Source organism: Streptomyces sp. NPDC090798, from assembly GCF_044768965.1.
In the GTDB taxonomy this organism is placed as follows: Bacteria; Actinomycetota; Actinomycetes; order Streptomycetales; family Streptomycetaceae; genus Streptomyces.
The window spans coordinates 1-18,407 of the sequence record NZ_JBIVXA010000002.1 but is presented as its reverse complement, the minus strand read 5'-3'; the positions used below and the strand labels follow the sequence as shown (position 1 = coordinate 18,407).

General features: G+C 71.4%; 14 protein-coding genes. 8 read left to right on the top strand and 6 right to left on the bottom strand.

From position 1 onward, the window contains the following. Positions 1 to 43: 43 nt before the first annotated feature. Positions 44 to 853 (bottom strand): phytanoyl-CoA dioxygenase family protein, encoded by an 810-nt coding sequence (locus ACIQTP_RS04255; protein ID WP_403396128.1) that lies wholly within the window; start codon positions 851 to 853, stop codon positions 44 to 46. Between the two features lie 64 nt (positions 854 to 917). Here ACIQTP_RS04255 and ACIQTP_RS04250 point away from each other — a divergent pair, with 64 nt between their 5' ends. Then, positions 918 to 1,883: a helix-turn-helix domain-containing protein gene (locus ACIQTP_RS04250; protein WP_403396126.1), complete on the top strand. Its 966-nt coding sequence runs from the start codon at positions 918 to 920 to the stop codon at positions 1,881 to 1,883. Here the strand turns inward: ACIQTP_RS04250 and ACIQTP_RS04245 are convergent. The 3 genes from ACIQTP_RS04245 to ACIQTP_RS04235 form a co-directional block, all read right to left on the bottom strand. After that, positions 1,804 to 2,337, bottom strand: a complete 534-nt coding sequence (locus ACIQTP_RS04245) for a universal stress protein (RefSeq protein WP_403396125.1) — start codon at positions 2,335 to 2,337, stop codon at positions 1,804 to 1,806. The two genes, ACIQTP_RS04250 and ACIQTP_RS04245, sit on opposite strands and share 80 nt — an antisense overlap. Before the next feature lie 35 nt (positions 2,338 to 2,372). After that, positions 2,373 to 3,629, bottom strand: a complete 1,257-nt coding sequence (locus ACIQTP_RS04240) for an arsenic transporter (RefSeq protein ID WP_403397242.1) — start codon at positions 3,627 to 3,629, stop codon at positions 2,373 to 2,375. A gap of 98 nt (positions 3,630 to 3,727) precedes the next feature. Continuing rightward, positions 3,728 to 6,112 (bottom strand): SpoIIE family protein phosphatase, encoded by a 2,385-nt coding sequence (locus ACIQTP_RS04235; protein WP_403396123.1) that lies wholly within the window; start codon positions 6,110 to 6,112, stop codon positions 3,728 to 3,730. 254 nt (positions 6,113 to 6,366) lie between these two features. Between ACIQTP_RS04235 and ACIQTP_RS04230 the strand changes: the two genes are divergently transcribed. Beyond that, complete coding sequence (locus ACIQTP_RS04230; protein WP_403396121.1) at positions 6,367 to 9,465, top strand: glycoside hydrolase family 2 TIM barrel-domain containing protein; 3,099 nt, start codon at positions 6,367 to 6,369, stop codon at positions 9,463 to 9,465. On the opposite strand, the gene ACIQTP_RS04225 is transcribed toward ACIQTP_RS04230, so the two are convergent. Next, a complete protein-coding gene (locus tag ACIQTP_RS04225; protein WP_403396119.1) occupies positions 9,376 to 10,923 on the bottom strand; it encodes a cytochrome bc complex cytochrome b subunit in 1,548 nt (515 codons plus the stop codon). The genes ACIQTP_RS04230 and ACIQTP_RS04225 overlap by 90 nt on opposite strands. Further along, positions 10,920 to 11,933, bottom strand: coding sequence for an RNA polymerase sigma factor SigJ (gene sigJ, locus ACIQTP_RS04220; RefSeq protein WP_403396117.1), 1,014 nt, complete (start codon positions 11,931 to 11,933; stop codon positions 10,920 to 10,922). The genes ACIQTP_RS04225 and sigJ overlap by 4 nt, the downstream gene beginning before the upstream one ends. Before the next feature lie 173 nt (positions 11,934 to 12,106). On the opposite strand from sigJ, the gene ACIQTP_RS04215 reads away from it, so the two are divergent. The 6 genes from ACIQTP_RS04215 to ACIQTP_RS04190 form a co-directional block, all read left to right on the top strand. Beyond that, positions 12,107 to 13,732 (top strand): MFS transporter, encoded by a 1,626-nt coding sequence (locus tag ACIQTP_RS04215; RefSeq protein WP_403396115.1) that lies wholly within the window; start codon positions 12,107 to 12,109, stop codon positions 13,730 to 13,732. Then, positions 13,729 to 14,358, top strand: coding sequence for a hemerythrin domain-containing protein (locus tag ACIQTP_RS04210; protein WP_403396113.1), 630 nt, complete (start codon positions 13,729 to 13,731; stop codon positions 14,356 to 14,358). The genes ACIQTP_RS04215 and ACIQTP_RS04210 overlap by 4 nt, the downstream gene beginning before the upstream one ends. A gap of 183 nt (positions 14,359 to 14,541) precedes the next feature. After that, positions 14,542 to 14,787: a hypothetical protein gene (locus ACIQTP_RS04205; RefSeq protein WP_168514408.1), complete on the top strand. Its 246-nt coding sequence runs from the start codon at positions 14,542 to 14,544 to the stop codon at positions 14,785 to 14,787. Between the two features lie 3 nt (positions 14,788 to 14,790). Beyond that, entirely contained in the window at positions 14,791 to 15,168 is a 378-nt protein-coding gene (locus tag ACIQTP_RS04200; protein ID WP_355431836.1) for a toxin Doc, read from the top strand. Between the two features lie 541 nt (positions 15,169 to 15,709). Further along, entirely contained in the window at positions 15,710 to 17,635 is a 1,926-nt protein-coding gene (locus tag ACIQTP_RS04195; protein WP_403396110.1) for a ricin-type beta-trefoil lectin domain protein, read from the top strand. 101 nt (positions 17,636 to 17,736) lie between these two features. Next, on the top strand, positions 17,737 to 18,407 hold a 671-nt coding region (locus ACIQTP_RS04190), incomplete at its 3' end, for an IS701 family transposase (protein ID WP_403396108.1).

Here is an 18,407-nt window from a genome sequence, read left to right as displayed (position 1 = left end):
GCGCCCAACTCCGCGACGCGCTGCCCGAGCCGGGGGAATGACATCAGTGCGGCGCCGCCGGGGTGAACTCCGTGCCGCACGGGCCCGCACCCTCGCTCTCGGCCAGGGCGACGGGCTCGCCGCCCATCGTCAGCGTGGGGTAATGGCGGCCGATGCGATGAGTGGAGCGGCCGACGTAATGGCCGATGAAGGAGCGGCGGAAGCGGTCGGCGCTGCGGTTGGGCCCGGAGCCGTGCACCAGACTGCCGTTGAAGAACAGCACGTCGCCCGGTGCCATGTCGACGGGCACGACCGCCAGACCGGGCGGCGGCGGGACGTACTCCCGTACGAACGACAGCTCCGCGTCCGCCTCCTGAGGGCAGAACAGGTCCATGCGGTGCGTGCCCGGCACCACTTCCAGGCCGCCGTTCTCCCGGTCGATCGCGTCGCAGGCGATCCAGGCGGCCACGCACGTGCCCGGCTCGACCCGTAGATAGAAGTTGTCCTGGTGCAGCGCCTGCCCTCGTGCCCCGGGCGGCTTGAAATAGAACATGCTCTGCGCCGCCAGGACCTCCTCGCCGAGCAGGGTCTCCAGGATCTGCCGCAACCGGGGATCGAGGAGGCGACGCAGGGACAGCTCGTTGATGCGGTGCGGATGCATGACCCGTGGATGGGCGGCCAGCGGATCCGGCGGCCCTGCGGCCCCGGTGGCCCGGGGTTCGAAGTGCCCCGGGACCGGCCCGGCGGCATGCAGGGCCGCGAACTCCGCACACAACTCGTCGATCTCGGCGCCGGTGAACAGGCCGCGCGCCACCACGAACCCGTTCTCCTCGAAGTCCGGCCACCGTGGCCCGCTCATCTCCGTGACTGTCATCCGACCGTCCCTTCTCACCGGAGCCCCAGGTGCTCCACGCTAGGTCGACGAGCCTTCCGGGAGGATGCCCGTGCGTGCTGAGGAGTTGCCCGAGCCTGCTGCCCCGTCCCCGCCGCCGGGCCTGGTGACCGTCGGGCGCTTCGACCAGGGACCGGGCTACCGCGTCAACCGGCCTCGGGGCAGCGACAGCTGGCTGTTCACCTGGACGACGGGCGGACGGGGACGGCTCCGGCAGGGAGCGGCCAGGACGGCGGCCGACGCCGGAGACCTGGTGGTCCTGGGGCCCGGCGTGCCGCAGCGCTACGCCGTCGAACCCGGCGCCGGACACTGGGCGTTCTGGTGGGCGCACTGCCAGGCCCGCCCGTCCTGGACCGGGTGGCTGCGGCCCTACGCCCTCGACGACGGCCTGTACGCCGTCGGACCCACGGCCGCCCGGGAACGTATCGAAGCGGCGTTCCGCCGGATGCTCGCCGACGCCCGCTGGACGGGGGACGGGCCGCCGCCCGAGGGCGCGCAGCCCGCCCCGGGCGAGGTCGCGGTGGCGCACGGCACCGCCGCCCGGGAACTGGCCCTGTGCTCCCTGGAGGAGATCGTGCTGCTCGCCGCCGCCCGGGCGGAGCGGCGCCGCCCCGATCTCGACGCCCGCGTCCGCCACGCGGAGGCGGTGATCGCCGCGGACCCGGGCGCGCCCCACACCGTCCGCTCGCTGGCCGGGGCGGTCGCCCTCTCACCGTCGCGGTTCGCCCACCTCTTCACCGAGCAGCTCGGCCGTTCCCCGATGCGGGTGCTGCGCGAGGCCCGGCTGCTGCACGCGGCCCGGCTGCTGGAAGCCACCGAGCTCCCGGTGGAACGGGTGGCCGTGGCCTCCGGATTCACCAGCGCGTTCCACTTCAGCCGGGTCTTCCGCCAGCGGTACGGGACTCCACCGGGCGCCTACCGGAAGGGCACTGCTAGGAGTGCGGGTGATGTGGGTGATGTGGGTGATGTGGGGGATCCGGAGGATGCGGGGGAGGCGGCGGGATCGTCGTGACGGCCGGCGTGGCCTCGGGCCAGATCAGCAGCACCGGGCACGGCGCGTGGTCGACGACGAACCGCCCGGCCCGGCCCAGGCTGTGCGGTCCGAGCCGGGCCCGGTCGCCGTCCCGGGCCACCACGAGCAGATCGGCGCCCTCGGCGGCGGCGACCACCTCACGCTCCGTGCGCCCGGTGCGTTCCTGACGGGTGCAGGCGCGGCCGAGGCGCTCGGCCGCCGCGTCGAGCAGCCGCGCCGCCGACCGGGCGCCGAGGTCCTCCAGCCGGTTCCCGGGATCGCGCTCGGCGTGCCCCCGGCCGAGGAGCCCGGCGAAGGCGCCGTGCGCCAGTCCGGGCACCCCGGGTTCACTGACGTGCAGCAGCACGACCTCGGTCGCCCGCGGCGCGTGCGTGCGCACGGCGTCCACGCAGGCCGGCCAGGTCCCCTCGACGAGCCAGACGACGACCCGCATGAGCATCAGCCTCCGGCCCTCATGTGTGCGACGGCTCAGCCCCCGATGACGTGGAGCGAGAACCACAGTGCCAGTACGGCGGGAACCAGCGCCGCAGGCACGGCGATCAGACCCAGCCGGGTGAACTCCCGCAGATCGACGCCGTGGTCGTGCTCCTGCACGATACGCCGCCACAACAGGGTCGCCAGGGATCCGGCGTAGGTGAGGTTGGGGCCGATGTTGACCCCCAGCAGGACGGCGAGCACCGCGCCGGCGCCGGACGTGGCGGCCAGCGGCAACAGCACCAGGACCGCGGGCAGGTTGTTGATGAGATTGGCGAGTACGGCGGCGAGCGCCGCGATCCCGAGCAGCGCGGGCAGTCCGCTGCCGTCCGGGAGGAGATGCCCGAGGGCGTCGGAGAGTCCGTTGTCGACCACCGCCCGGACGACGATGCCCAGCGCGAGCACGAACACGAGGAAGGCCGGAGCGGCGGCCCTCACCACGGTGAGCGGAGTGGCGCGCCCGCGCAGCAGGGCCCGGGCGGCGAGCACCAGCGCCCCCGCCGCGGCGGACCAGGCGGGGTCCACGCCCAGCGCGGAGGCGACGACGAACCCCGCCAGTGTGCAGCCCACGGTGACCAGCGCGAACAGGGGCAGCTCCGGCGGCTCCCCGGTCGTCGGCTCGGGCACGGCCGCGGTCAGGTCGCCGGCGAAGAAGCGCCGGAAGACCACGTACTCGGCCCCGATGGCGACCAGCCACGGCAGCACCATCAGCGCGGCGAACCGGGTGAAGCTGAGACCGCTCGCGGTGAAGGCGAGCAGATTGGTGAGGTTGGAGACCGGAAGCAGCAGCGAGGCCGTGTTCGACAGATGGGTGCAGGCGTACACGTGTGGCTTCGGGCGGGCGCCCATCCGGGCGGCGGTGGCGAACACGACCGGGGTGAGCAGCACGATGGTGGCGTCCAGGCTGAGCACCGCGGTGATCGCCGAGGCGAGCGCGAAGACCGCGGTCAGCAGGCGCCCCGGCCGCCCCGCAGCCCAGCGGGCCATCCACGCGCCGCAGGCGTGGAAAAGCCCCTCGTCGTCGCAGAACTTGGCCAGTACCAGCACCGCCGCCAGGAAGCCGATCACCGGCCCGAGGTGACCCGCCTCCGCGCTCGCGTGGTCCCAGGAGATCGCGCCGGTGGCGATCACCAGCAGGGCGGCCGGGGCCGCGACGACCGCCTCGGGCCAGCCGAACGGGCGGACCACCGCGCAGACGAGGACGGCGACGAGCAGGACGACGGACAGGGATTCGGCGAGCGCGGTGTTCAGGGTTCGGTCCTCCGGGACACAAGTCGTGGTGCCCGACCATCACATCAGACGCCGCGCCCCGTCCCGCTCACCGCCCCTTCGGACCTGCGCCGACGTCGTCAGAACTCCCCGAGGAGCGTCAGCTCCGCCCAGATCGTCTTGCCGTCGGCCGTGTGACGGCTGCCCCAGCGCTGGGTGAGCTGGGCGACCAGCAGCAGCCCGCGCCCGCCCTCGTCGTAGGTCTTGGCCCGGCGCAGATGCGGCGCGGTGTGGCTGCTGTCGGAGACCTCGCAGATCAGGGTCTCGGCGTCGTGGATGAGCCGCAGCCGGATGGGCGGCTCGCCGTACCGGATCGCGTTGGTGACCAGCTCGCTCACCACGAGCTCGGCCGTGAACGTCGCGGCGCTCAGCCCCCAGGCGTCGAGCTGGTCGACGACCTGCTTGCGGATCGGCGCGACCAGGGCGGGGTCGGCGGGAATGTCCCAGGTCGCCACCTGGGAGGGCGCGAGCCCGTGGGTCCGGGCGAGCAGCAGCGCCACGTCGTCCTGGGCCCCGCCCACCGGAAGCAGGGTCCGCAGAATGGCGTGGCAGGCACCTTCCAGGGAGTCCGCGGACTTTGCCAGGGCGTGGCACAGCAGCTCGTGGTTGGCCTCGACGTCCCGCTCGCGGTTCTCGATCAGGCCGTCGGTGAACAGCGCGAGCACCGTGCCCTCGGGCAGGGCGAGATCCACGGACTCGAAGGGCAGTCCGCCCAGGCCCAGCGGCGGACCGGCCGGCAGGTCGATCTGCCGGGGCGCGCCGCCGGGTGGGAGCATGACGGGCGGGGGATGGCCGGCCCGGGCGAGGACGCAGCGCCGCGAGACCGGGTCGTACACCGCGTACAGGCAGGTCGCGCCGACCTCGCCGGTGGTGCCCTCGGCGCCGGCCTCCTCGGAGAGCCGTACGACGAGGTCGTCGAGGTGGGTGAGGAGCTCGTCGGGGGCGAGGTCGATGTCGGCGAGCGTACGGACGGCGGTGCGCAGCCGTCCCATGGTGGCGGAGGCCTGGATGCCGTGGCCGACGACGTCTCCGACGACCATGGCGACCCGCATCCCGGACAGCGGGATCACGTCGAACCAGTCGCCGCCCACGCCGGCCCGTGCGGCGGGCAGATAGCGGGAGGCCGCCTCCACGGCGGCCGTCCGGGGCAGTGACTGGGGGAGCAGACTGCGCTGGAGGGCGAGGGCGGTCTCGCGCTCGCGCGAGAAGCGCTGGGCGTTGTCGATGCAGACGCCGGCCCTGGCCGTCACCTCCTCGGCCAGCAGAATGTCGTCGGGGGTGAACGGATCGGGGCGCCGGAACCGGGTGAGGACGGCCACCCCGAGGGTCTGGCCCCGCGCCTTGATCGGCACCGACATGCTGGTGTGCAGGCCGTACTCGGCGATGCGGGCGCCGCGTACCTCGTCCCAGGAGAGCCACTCGGCCAGCGTGGCGTGGTCGTCGGGGGCGACGATGGTCCGGGAGGTCGTGAGGGAGGCCGCCTGCGATGAGCGGGCGGGGTAGACATCGACCTGGCCGGGTTTGACGACCGCCTCCGGGCAGCCCTGGTTCACCGACTGGTGGGCGGCGCGGCGCAGCCTGATCGGCAAGGTCGGCGGCTCCGGGTGGGGTTCGCCGCCGTGCTCCGGCGGGTCCAGCAGGTCGACGCTGACGAAGTCGCCCAGGGCGGGTACGCAGACGTCGGCCAGCTCCTGGGCCGTGCGGGTGACGTCGAGGGTGGTGCCGATGCGCACGCTGGCCTCGTTGACGAGCTGCAGCCGCTCCCGGGCGTTGTACTGCTCGGTGAAGTCGTGCGCGGCCAGGCACACTCCCCGTACCTGGCCTTCGGCGTCGGTGAGCGGGGCCATCCGGGCGAGCCAGGCGTGCGCGTGGTACTCGCCGCCGGTCTGCATGAAAGTCTCCACGTCACGACCGGTTCCGGTGACGAGGACCTCGTGCAGCTGTGATTCGAGGGCTTCGCTCTCCTCCTTGCCGCCGATCTCGGAGAACCTCAGGCCCTGGATGCGGGACTCGGGGAGGCCGATCACGTCGGCCATCGCGTCGTTCACCCCGAAGAGGCGCAGTCGGTCGTCGTAGACCGCCATCGGGCACGGGGACTGCGCCAGTACCGCCGTCGTCAGCGGGTCGTCCGGCGCGCGCGGGCCACGGGCCTCCAGCGGGGTGACCACCAGCCAGGTGGCCGGGCCGCCGTCCCGCGGAGTCCTGCGGTGGGCGAGGAGCCACACGGAGACGGTGTGTCCGTCACGGTGGCGCAGGTCGAGGTTGCCGTTCCAGCGGCTACCGGTCGGTTCGGCAGGTAGGGGCGTGTCCGCGGCCAGCAGATCGGCGGCCGGCCGGCCCTCGACCTCCTCCGGGGCATGACCCAGTAGACGGCGGGCCCCTTCGCTCCATCGGAGCAGGGTGCCGTTCCCGTCGATGACCGCCCGTGCTGTGGCAGCCTCGTCGAGCGGGTGGACCGGGCTCATCGTCGCCACTCCATTGCGGACACTCACAGTGAACAGGCGCGTCACTCGGGTTCCAGCCTAGTGCGTACGCGCGTTCCGCACTCGGCACACGGGCGGCCCCAGGGGTACATCGGTGCGACGGATTCCGGCCGATGTGATGCGCGGGGCGGAAGTGGGTGCCGCACCCTTGACGGGGCTGTGTGTCACCCCGTCAGAATCTGTTTGTTCACGATCAGTTGTGATGACTTGTGGGCCCTTGATGAGGGAGAGCCGCCATGACGGTCACTCGAAGATCGGTATTGATCGCAGGAACCGCCGTACCCTCGGCCGGATCGCTCCTGGGCGCTGCCGACGCCTGGGCGGACTCGCCGGAGCGCGCCGCGGGCCGCCGCTTGGTCGAGCTGCGCGACGGCTGGCGCTTCGCGCTGGTCAACCCGGGTGGGATCACCGACCCCACCGGCGCGTACGAGGGCGCAGCGCAGCCCGGCTACGACGACTCGGCGTGGCGGGAAGTCTCCGTTCCGCACGACTGGAGCATCGAACAGACCCCCACAACAGAGCACGGCACCACCAGTGGCACCGGCTTCTTCCCGGGCGGCCTCGGCTGGTACCGCACCACCTTCACGCTGCCGGCCGCCCTCGCCGGCCGGCGGATCTCCGTGGAGTTCGACGGCGTCTACATGGACTCGCACGTCTACTGCAACGGTGAGGAGGCCGGCCGCCACCCCTACGGCTACACGGGGTTCGCCTTCGACCTCACCGATCTGCTGCACACGGACGGCACCACCGAGAACGTCATCGCGGTGCAGGTGCGAAACCAACTGCCCAGCAGCCGGTGGTACTCGGGCAGTGGCATCTACCGCGAGGCCCGGCTCGTGGTCACCGAACCGGTGCACGTCCAGCGCTGGGGCACGTATGTCACCACGCCGGACATCACGGCGGAGCGGGCGGTCGTACGGGTGCGGACGACCGTCGTCAACGAGTCCGGTGCCGCCGCCGAGGTCCAGGTGATCTCGCGGATCGTCGACCCCGACGGCCGTACGGCGGCCCGTACGTCCACCACGGTCCCGGTTGCCGACCGCGCGGACGAGACCCATGAACTCACCGTCGTCGAGCCCCGGTTGTGGGACTTCGCGACTCCGGACCACCGCTACACACTGGAGACCGAACTGCGGGTCGGCGGCGCGAGGGTCGACACCTGCCGCACTCCCTTCGGTATCCGCACGTTCCGCTTCGACCCCGACGAGGGCTTCCACCTCAACGGCGTCCACGCCAAGATCAAGGGCGTCGACCTGCACCACGACCAGGGCGCGCTGGGTGCCGCGATCAGCGTCGACGCCGTGCGCCGGCAGATGACCATCATGAAGTCGATGGGCGTCAACGCCTTCCGCACCTCGCACAACCCGCCCTCCCCGCAGATGATCCAGGTCTGCGAGGAACTGGGCATCGTGATGATGGTGGAGGCGTTCGACTGCTGGCGGACCGGCAAGACGAGGTACGACTACGGCCGGTTCTTCGACGAGTGGTGCGAGAAGGACGCCACCGAGATGGTTCTCGCGGCCCGCAACTCGCCCGCCGTGGTCCTGTGGTCCATCGGCAACGAGATCCCCGACTCCACCTCCACCCCGGGCCTCGCGATGGCGGACCGGATCATCGCCGCGATCAAGGCGGCGGACGACACCAGGCCGCTGGTCATCGGGTCGGACAAATACCGCCGCGTGCCCACGAAGGGCTCCGCGGCCGACCTCATGCTCGCCAAGCTGGACGGGCTCGGCCTCAACTACAACACCGCCACGTCGGTGGACGCCCTGCATGCCGCCTATCCGCACCTCTTCCTCTTCGAGTCGGAGTCGTCGTCCGAGACCTCGACCCGCTCCACCTATCAGGAGCCGGAGCACCTCAACACCGGCGAGAACCACACCCCGGGCCGGCGCGCGGTCTCCTCGTACGACAACAACCTGGCGTCCTGGACGATGAGCGGCGAGTACGGGCACAAGAAGGACCGGGACCGCAAGTGGTTCGCGGGGGAGTTCCTGTGGTCGGGCATCGACTACATCGGGGAGCCCACGCCGTACGACGTGTTCCCGGTGAAGGCGTCCTTCTTCGGCGCGGTCGACACCGCGGGCTTCCCCAAGGACATGTACCACCTGTTCAGGAGCCAGTGGGTGAGCGAGCCCATGGTCCATCTGGTACCCATGACCTGGAACCACGAGGCCGGCGACACGGTCGAGGTCTGGGCGTACGCGAACGTCGACACCGTGGAGCTCCTCCTCAACGGGAAGTCCCTCGGCACAAGGAAGTTCGACACCAAGACGACCACCGACGGCCGTACCTACCTGGAGACCACCGAGGCGACCGGCGACGACAAGACCTTCACCTCGGGCCCCTACCCGGGCAGCTACACGAGCCCGAACGGCAGCGCGGGCAAGCTCCACCTCACCTGGGAAGTGCCCTACGAGCCGGGTGAGTTGAAGGCGGTGGCGCGCCGTGCCGGCCGTACGGTCGCCACGGACGTCCTGCGCACCGCCGGGGCGCCGCACGCGATACGGCTCGCGCCCGACCGCAAGTCGCTCGCGGCCGACGGCCGTTCCCTGGTCTTCGTGACGGCCGAGGTCGTCGACGCCCGTGGTGTGGTCGTGCCCGACGCGGAACACCTGATCGCCTTCGACGTCGCCGGCGGCTCGCTCGCCGGGCTCGACAACGGCCGGGAGGAGAGCGCCGAGCGCTATCAGGCGAGTACCCGGACGGCCTTCCACGGCAAGGCACTCGCGATCGTACGATCCGGCACGCGGCCGGGCTCGCTGAAGGTGACGGCCCGCTGCGAGGGACTGCGGGGTGCCGCCCTCACCGTCCGCACCACCTCGGCACGCTCGAAGGCGGCCACCCCGCCCGCCGACTTCCGGCCGGACCCGGGTCCCGGCGCCCCGAACGACCCGCTCGCGGACGCCAGTTACTCCGGCCGCCCGGACACCCTGCCCGCCGCCATGCTCGACGGCGACGCGGCGACGGGGTGGTCCAACGCCTTCTACAAGTCGGCGACGGCCCTGCTGCCCGCCTTCAGCGGGGCCCGCCCCGAGGACTGGGTCTCCGTCGCCTGGGCCCGTCCCCGCGCGGTCGACCGCGTCGAGGTTTCCTTCACCGTCGACGCGACGCACACACTGCCCGCTTCGGTCGAGGTCGCGCTGTGGGACGGCAAGCGGTACGTGCCGGTGAGGGGAACGGCCGTCGACTGGGCCACCGCGTCCGACGCGCCGACCGTGATCACCTTCGACGGGGTACGCGGCTCACGGCTGCGGCTCCTCATGGCGAGCGGACACCCGGGCGCCGCCGAGGGCGGGCTGCGGATCAGCCGTCTGGAGGTCCCGGTGGTCTGACGGGTCCCGGTGTTCGTGCTCGGTCAGCGTGTGGAGTTCGGCCGGGCCGAGCGGGCGGTGCACCTCGACGTACTCGCCGTGCGGCAGGCGTTTGACGACGCCGGTCGCACGGCCGTGCGCCACCAGTTCCCGGTCCCGTTGCTGCAGCCCCAGGCAGATACGGCGGGTGGCCACGAAGACGACGGCCGGGACCACGAACAGGGAGATCCGCACCGCCCAGGTGACGGTGTTGATCGACAGATGGAAGCGCGTCGCCACGATGTCGTTGCCGCCGCCCGCGAGCAGGATCAGATAAAGGCTGATCCACGCCGCTCCGATCGACGTACGGATCGGCCGGTTGCGCGGGCGGTCGAGGAGATGGTGCTCACGCCGGTCTCCCGTGACCCACGACTCGATGAACGGGTACACGCCGATGGCGACCAGCAGCAGCGGGAAGACGACGATCGGGATCAGCACACCGAGTACGAGGGTGTGCCCGGCCACGCTGATCTCCCAGCCCGGCATGACGCGCACCAGGCCCTCGGCGAAGCCCAGGTACCAGTCCGGCTGGGCGCCCGTCGACACCTGGTCGGCGCGGTAAGGGCCGTACGACCAGACCGGGTTGATGGTCGCGACCGCCGAGATCAGCGCGAGGACACCGAACACCAGGAAGAAGAAGCCGCCCACCTTCGCCAGGTAGACCGGCAGGAACGGAGTGCCCACGACGTTGCGTTCGCTCTTCCCCGGGCCCGCGAACTGGGTGTGCTTGTGGTACACGACGAGGATCAGATGCACGACGACGAGCGCCGCCATGATCCCCGGAATCAGCAGGACGTGCAGCGAGTAGAAGCGGGCCACGATGTCGTGGCCGGGAAACTCCCCGCCGAACAGGAAGAACGACAGATACGTGCCGGCCACCGGCACCGACAGGACCGCCCCGTCCACGAACCTGAGCCCCGTCCCGGACAGCAGGTCGTCCGGCAGCGAGTAGCCGAAGAGGCCCTCGAAGAGACCGAGGAGCAGCAGCGTCCAGCCGAACACCCAGTTCACCTCGCGGGGCCTGCGGAACGAGCCCGTGAAGAAGTGCCGCATCATGTGTGTCAGCATCGCGGCGAGAAAGACCAGCGCGGCCCAGTGGTGCAGCTGGCGGACCAGCAGTCCGCCGCGCACGTCGAAGCTGATGTGCAGCGTCGAGGCGTACGCCTCCGACATCCGGATGCCGTTCAGGGGGACGTAACCGCCGTGGTATGTCACCTCGTTCATGGAGGGGTGGAAGAACAGGGTCAGGTACACCCCGGTGAGGATCAGCACGACGAAGCTGTAGAGGCAGATCTCGCCGAGGAGGAAGGACCAGTGGTCCGGGAAGACCTTGCGCAGATAGCGCCTGCCGAGGGCGTACACACCGAGCCGGCCGTCGAACCAGTCGGCGACACGTTCGCCGGAGGACGCGCTCGCGGGCCGGTGGGCCGTGTCGGTCATGCGCGCTCCCCCTCCGCGACCCCTGCCCCGATCTCCTCGACCCCGATCTCCTCGCCCCCGGCCTTGTCGGCCCCGGTCTCCTGGTCCTCCTCGTCGCGCCGCACATGCGCGAGCTTCTCGGGATTGGTGACGATGTAGACGCCTGACACCCGCTCGCCGTCCGCGGTGAGGTCCATGACCATGACCGCGTACGGCGACTCGCCCGCGAAGAGCACGGCGGAGTCGTCGCCGTTGACGCGCTGGTAGCGGAGGTCGAAGCCGATACCGCGCCGGGTGGCGTAACCGGCGAACAGCCGCGCCGCCTTGTCCCGGCCGTGCACCGGACGCAGCCCGCCCGCGGCCTTCCCGCCGCCGTCGGTCCACACCGTGACGTCCGGTGCCAGGATCTCCATCAGCGCCGCGATGTCCCCGCCGAGCGCGGCCTCGACGAAGCGCTCGGTCGCCTGCCGGCGGACCCGCGGATGGGCCTGGTAGCGCGGCCGACGGGCGTGCACGTGCTCCCGCGCGCGGTGGGCGAGCTGGCGTACCGCCGCGGGGCTGCGGTCGATGACCTCCGCGATCTCGGTGTGCGCGTAGCCGAACACCTCGTTGAGGACGAAGACCGCGCGCTCCAGTGGGGTGAGGGACTCGAGGACCACGAGCATCGCCAGCGACACCGACTCCGAGCGCAGGGCCCGGTCGTCGGCCGAGTCCTCGGGGGCGGGCTCGTCGAGCAGCGGTTCCGGCAGCCAGGGGCCCACATACGTCTCGCGACGGCGGGTGATCGCGGCGCGCCGCGCGAGCGCGTGGTTCACGGCGATGCGTACGAGATAGGCGCGCGGGTTGGTGATGCCCTCCAGCGGGCTGCGGTGCGCGCGGCCCGTCCAGGACAGCCAGGTCTCCTGGAGCACGTCGTCGGTGTCGGCGACGCTGCCCAGGATGTTGTAGACGATCGCGAAGAGCAGCTCGCGGTGGTCGACGAACACCTGCGTCGCGCCGTCGTCCGTCCCGGGCGCGGGGCTTTCGGACATGACTTGCCTCCCTTGGTGCGCTCACTACTGCGAGGGGAGAAGCGGGCCCGAATGTGACGTCCCGAGGGTGAAAAGTGACGTACGTCTCACGGGGCCTGCCGGGCGTCACACCGGTCGAGGCCCACGCCCTCTTGAACGCGAGTCCGATGCCTCGACACAAGGAGACAGACACCGTGTTCAAGAAGTGGCACGACAAGTGGCACGGCAACCCATGGGCGATCCTCATCACGCTCTCCCTGGGCTTCTTCATGACCCTGCTCGACCTCACGATCGTGAACATCGCGATCCCCGACATGGGCCGGGACCTCGACGCCTCCCTCGACGAGATCCTGTGGGTCGTCAACGCCTACACCCTCGCTCTGGCCGTCCTGATGATCACCGCGGGCCGCCTCGGCGACCTGCGCGGCAAACGCAACCTGTTCCTCGCGGGCGTCGCCCTCTTCACCCTCGCGAGCCTCGCCTGCGGCCTCGCTCAGAACCCGGCGCAGCTGATCGCGTTCCGCGCGGTCCAGGGCCTGGGGGCGGCGCTGCTCATGCCGCAGACCCTGTCGATCATCGCGGAGGTGTTCCCGGCCGACCGGCGGGGCGCCGCGATGGGCGTCTGGGGCGTGGTAGCGGGCGTCTCCGGCGCCCTCGGCCCGATCATCGGCGGCGCGCTGATCACCCACCTCGACTGGCGGTGGATCTTCTTCGTGAACCTGCCGCTCGGGGTCGTGGTGCTGGGCCTCGCCGCGGCGATCATCCCCGGTTCACGGCGCACCGTACGCCACCGCTTCGACACGCTGGGCGTGCTGCTCGCCTCAGGAGCCCTGTTCTGCCTGGCCTTCGGTCTGACGGAGGGGCAGCGCTACGACTGGAACGCCTGGATCTGGTCGCTGTTCGGCGCCGCGGCACTCCTCTTCGCCGCCTTCCTCGGTCATGAGCGCGGCCAGCAGGGCGACGAGCCACTCGTCCCCTTCTCACTCTTCAAGGACCACAACTTCACCCTCATCAACTTCGTGGGCGTCACCGTGTCCTTCGGCGTGGTCGGGATGGTCCTGCCGCTGACGATCTACCTGCAGTCCGTACTCGGCTACAGCGCGCTCAAGTCCGGGCTCGTGCTGCTGCCCCTCGCGCTCGGCTCGTTCGTGACGGCCGGCCCCGCCGGAGTCCTCGCGGACAAGATCGGCGGCAAGTTTCTCCTGATGACCGGGCTGCTCGCCTGGACGGCGGCCCTGGTGTGGATCGTGGCCGCGGCCGACGTCGGGTCGAGCTGGACGGCGGTCGCCTTCCCGCTCTTCCTCGCGGGTCTGGGTGCGGGCTGCACCTTCGCACCGATGGCCACGGAGGTCATGCGCAACGTACCGGCGAAGCTTTCCGGAGCGGCGTCCGGCGTCAACAACGCGCTGCGGCAGGTCGGTTCGGTGCTCGCGGGCGCCGTCGTCGGCGCCGTGCTCCAGGCCCAGCTCGCCTCCTCGCTCACCGACCAGGCCCGACAGCGCGCCGGACAGTTGCCCGCCGCGTACCGCGACGGCTTCGTCGGTGGCTTCTCCCAGGCGGGGACCGATGTGAACGCGCGGCAGGCGGCGCGGCTGCCGGAGGGCGTACCGCACGACATCGCCGACCGCATGCGCGCGCTGGGCGCCCAGGTCTTCGGCCACGGCTTCGTGCACGCCATGGGTCCCGCCGTCCTGGTCCCGGCCGCCGTCCTGCTGACCGGCGCGCTCGCCTGTCTCGCCGTACGCCGTCACCGCGGCCCGTCGGCCAACCCGCACGCCCTGCCCGTCTACGAACCCGAACTGGAGGAAGCGACCTCATGACCACCGAAGCCGCGGCCGGCACCGTCGACCTCACCATCATGTACGCAGCCCACGACGCCTTCCGCCGCGACCTGGAACGCCTCGGCGACGCGGCGGCAGACGGCACCGCCTTCACCCCCCAGGTCCGCGCGGGCTGGGACAACTTCAGGCATCAGCTGCACATCCACCACACCGCCGAGGACAGCGATCTGTGGCCGCGCGTGGAGCGCAAGGTCGCGGGCCGGCCCCGGGACGTCGCCCTCCTCGCCGAGATGGAGGCGGAGCACGCCCTCCTCGACCCCCAGCTCACCGCCGTCGACGCGGCCCTGAAGGACCGGTCGGCCGAACTCCCCCTGCTGGTCCGCTCGTTGGCGTCAGACCTCGTCGAGCACCTCGCCCATGAGGAGGAGAGCGCCCTGCCACTCATCCGGGAGGTGCTGACGCCCGCGGACTGGGGCGCGTTCACCGGTCGCATCCGAAAGACGCAGGGCGTTCGGGGGGCCGCGCTCTTCGTGCCGTGGATCGTCGACGGAGCGCCGCCCGCCGATCGCGCCCGGTTCCTCGGCGCGCTGCCCCCGCCCGTACGGGTCCTCAACAAGCTGTTCTGGGAGGCGGGTTACCGCAGGCGCGGGCTGTGGGGGGCCTGAGAGCCCGGAAGCGCGAGCCCTCACGGTGCGCGCGAGCCCTCACGGTGCGGCCCGCGGGCCGGCTCGGGCAGCCTGCGGAGCCAGCCCGCGAGCAGCCTCGCCGAACCGGCTCGCGGTACCGCTGCGCATACCTCTTGAGCAGGTGATATTTACGAGTAAGTACCCTCGCGGTACCGTGGCGGCATGCCAGCCTTGAATGTGGAGTTCAGTGACCGCGAACTCGAGGACCTCCGGCAGATCGCCAAAGAGCGCGGTACGTCGATGAAGGCCCTGGTGCGCGAGGCCGCCGCGGCCGACATCGTGCGGCACCGGGCACTGAAGGAGGGCGCGGAGGTGTTCCGCCGCTTCTTCACGGCGCACGCCGACGAGTTCGCGGCCGCCTTCCCCGAGGACGAACCTCCCAGGAGGGGCGAGGGACGGGCCGCCTGAGCGATGGCTCCCGTCATCCATATCGACGTGCCGTGGCTGTTGCAGCGCCACGAAGAGGTGCTGCCCGACCAGCCCACGGTCAACGACTTCTCGGCCCTGGTCGCCGCCGTGGCCCGGCACCGCGTCGACCCGCCCCGCCTCGGGGTCGACTCCGACCCGGCCTGGCGCGCCGCCGCTCTCCTGCACACCCTGGCCCTGCTGAAGCCGCTACCGGCCGCCAACGCCCGTTTCGCCTGTTCGGCGGCGGTGGCGTACATGTTCGTCAGCGGTGTGGGGATCGACCCGCCCTACGGGGCGCTCGTCGATCTCGCCCGTGACCTGATCTCCGGCAAGGCCGACGTCTACGGCGCGGCCGACCGGCTGCGCTCCTGGCAGATCTGAGACCGGCCGCGTGGCCTCTTGTCGCTCCCCGAGGCCGCCGGCCGAGGGCGGGAGGATCGGGGCCGGCGGCCGGTTTCGCGCGGGAGAGCCGCCGTCCTGCGCGGGGCCTCCGAGAAGGGCCGGGTTCCAGTGGACTACGGAGCTCCGTGCGCCGGGAGCGTGCGACGGGCTCCGGAGCGAGCGCGCGGTTCACACGGGGCGTGTGAGCGCACATGGCGTATGAACGTGGTGCCTGGCGAGGCGCGTGAACGTGGTGCGGGTAATTTCGAAAGCCGGTGCGAGTGACGTGAGTTGGCGCAGTTACTGACTATCTTTCAATATGCGGATGTTGCTCAAGTGCCTTGTTGGTCATGAGCGTGTTGTGCGAGGGTGAACTTACCGCGCGGGTCAATGGCCGGGTATGAAATCGGTGTTCATTATTCCGGGCCGGCGGCCATTTTCCCGGCGCTCCGTCAAAAAGGTGTGCACCAGGCAGGGGCTCCCTTTTCGGCGACCAAGGAAATTCTGTGCACCACCTTGCACCGTGGAAGGAACCCGCTCTGTGCCCACCCCCCACCCCCCTCGCCCGTCCTATCCTCCCGGCGGTGCTTCCGGGGAATCCGACGAAAGCCTCGCCGCGCGGCTGAGAGGCCGGACGGAGGGCGAGGCCACGCAGTCCGTCGCCCTGCTGATGGCGCGGCACTGGCAGCCGACCTACGACTATGCGGCCATCTGCCTCGCCTCTTCCTCGAATGTCGCGTCGATGGTCGCCGCGACCTCCTTCCACTACGCGCTCGACTGCCTGATACGCGGCGAGTCCGGAGCGGCCCTGCGCCCCCGACTCCTCGTGACCGTGCGGGACACCGTCAACGAGTGGGCCGGTGAGGGCCGGATATCCGGTGTTCTGCCGGATTTGAGGAAACCCGCCGGGGGGCGGGGTATGCGGGCGGCGCAGTCCATGACCGCCGAAAATCGGCAGCTCGCCGAGCGCTCTTTCCATGCTTTGCCGCCCCTCGCCCAGTGCCTGCTGTGGCACACCGAGGTCGAGGCCGAGGACATTTCCGTACCGGCCGGTCTGTCGGGCCTGGACCTCGCCACCGCGTCGGCCGCTCTGGAGCAGGCCCGTGAGCAATTCCGCCACGGATGTGTGCGCGCCCACCGGGAACTCGCGCCGAGCAAGGAATGCGGCTTCTACAACCGGCTGCTGGACGTCCCGATTCGTCGTGGCGGCGCCTTGCTGCCGGATGTCCGACAGCATCTGGGGGAGTGCCGCCACTGCCGGCACGCGGCCGAGCAACTCGGCTATTTCGAGGGCGGCTTGGGGATTCTGCTCGCCGAAGCGGTGCTCGGTTGGGGCGCGCGACGCTACCTCGACGCACGCCCGGGGCGCGTACGGCAAGCGATGCGCCCCGAGGAGGAGTCCGCGTTCGGTGGCGGACGGGCGGGGGCCGGCGGACGCGCGGGTAGCGGCGGGCGTCGCGGGGCCGGTGAGCGTCCCGGCTCCGGTGGGCGTCCCGGGACCGGTGAGCGTCCTGGGAGTACCGGCCGGCATCGGCTGCTGGCGCAGATTCCCGCCCCCGGGCGGCTGGCCCAGATCGCGCAGAAGCACTCGAAGGTCCTGCTCACGGGGGCGGGCACGGCCTCGGCGGTGCTGCTCGTGACCGTGCTGACCATCAGCCTGTGGTCCCACGGCGACGGTGGCGCCGATCCTGCCGCCTCCACCGGGGTCGGCAGCAGCCACACCGTCTCGCCCAGCCCGGTCGCCCCGGGCCCCTCCGCCGGCTCCTCGCCCCCGACCTCGGCCGGACTGCCCACCAGCACCGAGCAGACCCGGCTGCGCAACCTCGCCGCCGACCTCTGCCTCGACATCCGGGGCGGCAAGGCCGAGGTCGGTGCCGAGGCCGAGCTGGCCGTCTGCTCGTCCGCCTGGACCCAGCAGTGGTCGTACGAGAACGACGGCCTGCTGCGCAGCGTCGCCGACCCCGCGCTGTGCCTCGACTCGCACGCCGACGACGGTGTCGTCGCCCTGGACCGCTGCGTCCCGAAGAGCGCCGCGCGGGGCGGCGACGTGCGCTACGACCTCACGGTGCGGGGCGAGTTGCTGTCCCGCTCGCGCGAGGGACTCGCGGTCACGCCCGGTTCCACCGATCCGAACGCCGACATCGTGGTCAAGGACCGGGACGGCTCCGACGCGCAGCGGTGGCGGACCGACTCCGCCTCGGCCGACCCCGGGTCGCTGTCGATCGCGGGGACGGCGAGCGCCTCGACCCGGCCGGTCAGCAAGCAGCCGTCCCCGCGGGACACGGCCGACGAGCCGAGCGCGTCGCCCAGCGAGCCGCCGACGGAGGGCCAGGCCGACCCGTCGACGACCCCCTCGGAGTCCTCCGCCGAGCCCCGTTCCGTGACCGTCGGCGACCGCACGAGCCCCCAGCCGGCGCAGCCGCTGACCACGCAACTCGCCTCCCTGGTGGCGGGGTTGGGGCTGTAGCGAGCGCGCCAAGCCCCGTCTGCGGCATGATCCGCCGGACAGGGCCTAGTAGTGCTTCGTTACGTTGAGTGATCTCGGCTGATCGTGGGCAGCTTCCCGGAGTGAGGTTGGGGGAAGTGGACCGGCTCCGGGGCGAGTTGGCGGAGTTCGTTGCCGATGTGTTCGGGTCGTTTCCGCGGCGGGATCAGCAGCGGTGGGGCGAGTGCTATCTGCGGGGCCTGATGCTCGACGGCCGGCGCAAGTCGATCCAGCCGATGGCCGAGCGTCTGCCGGACGGGAACATGCAGGCCCTGCAGCAGTTCGTGAACCAGTCGCCGTGGGATCCGCTGCCGGTCAGACAGCGGATCGCCGAGCGGCTGTCCGGAGTTGTCAGGCCCGAGGTGTGGGTGATCGACGACGTGTCGTTCCCCAAGTGCGGCAAGGCGTCGGCCGGGGTGGCCCGCCAGTACTGCGGAGCGGTCGGCAAACGGGCGAACTGCCAGGTCGCGGTCAGTGTCCATGCCGCCACCGACACCGCCTCGTGCCCGTTGGAGTGGCAGTTGTACCTGCCGCGTGAGTGGACGGACGAGCCCGACCGATGCCGCAGGGCGGGAGTCCCCGACGACGTGGTGCACCGGGAGAAGTGGCGTCTCGCGCTCGGCCTCCTGGACACACTCGCCGACTGGCAGTTGAAGGCGCCAGTCGTGGTCGCTGATGCCGGCTACGGCGTCAGCACCCCGTTCCGGCTCGGTCTCGAGGAGCGAGGGCTGTCCTATGTCCTGGCCCTGAACGG

What these genes read in the sequence shown, in the direction of transcription:
- ACIQTP_RS04235 (WP_403396123.1), bottom strand. Translation starts at nt 6,112, where the DNA reads ATGAGCCCGGTCCACCCGCTCGACGAGGCTGCCACAGCACGGGCGGTC.
- ACIQTP_RS04200 (WP_355431836.1), top strand. Translation starts at nt 14,791, where the DNA reads ATGGCTCCCGTCATCCATATCGACGTGCCGTGGCTGTTGCAGCGCCAC.
- sigJ (WP_403396117.1), bottom strand. Translation starts at nt 11,933, where the DNA reads ATGTCCGAAAGCCCCGCGCCCGGGACGGACGACGGCGCGACGCAGGTG.
- ACIQTP_RS04210 (WP_403396113.1), top strand. Translation starts at nt 13,729, where the DNA reads ATGACCACCGAAGCCGCGGCCGGCACCGTCGACCTCACCATCATGTAC.
- ACIQTP_RS04230 (WP_403396121.1), top strand. Translation starts at nt 6,367, where the DNA reads ATGACGGTCACTCGAAGATCGGTATTGATCGCAGGAACCGCCGTACCC.
- ACIQTP_RS04245 (WP_403396125.1), bottom strand. Translation starts at nt 2,337, where the DNA reads ATGCGGGTCGTCGTCTGGCTCGTCGAGGGGACCTGGCCGGCCTGCGTG.
- ACIQTP_RS04255 (WP_403396128.1), bottom strand. Translation starts at nt 853, where the DNA reads ATGACAGTCACGGAGATGAGCGGGCCACGGTGGCCGGACTTCGAGGAG.
- ACIQTP_RS04205 (WP_168514408.1), top strand. Translation starts at nt 14,542, where the DNA reads ATGCCAGCCTTGAATGTGGAGTTCAGTGACCGCGAACTCGAGGACCTC.
- ACIQTP_RS04250 (WP_403396126.1), top strand. Translation starts at nt 918, where the DNA reads ATGCCCGTGCGTGCTGAGGAGTTGCCCGAGCCTGCTGCCCCGTCCCCG.
- ACIQTP_RS04225 (WP_403396119.1), bottom strand. Translation starts at nt 10,923, where the DNA reads ATGACCGACACGGCCCACCGGCCCGCGAGCGCGTCCTCCGGCGAACGT.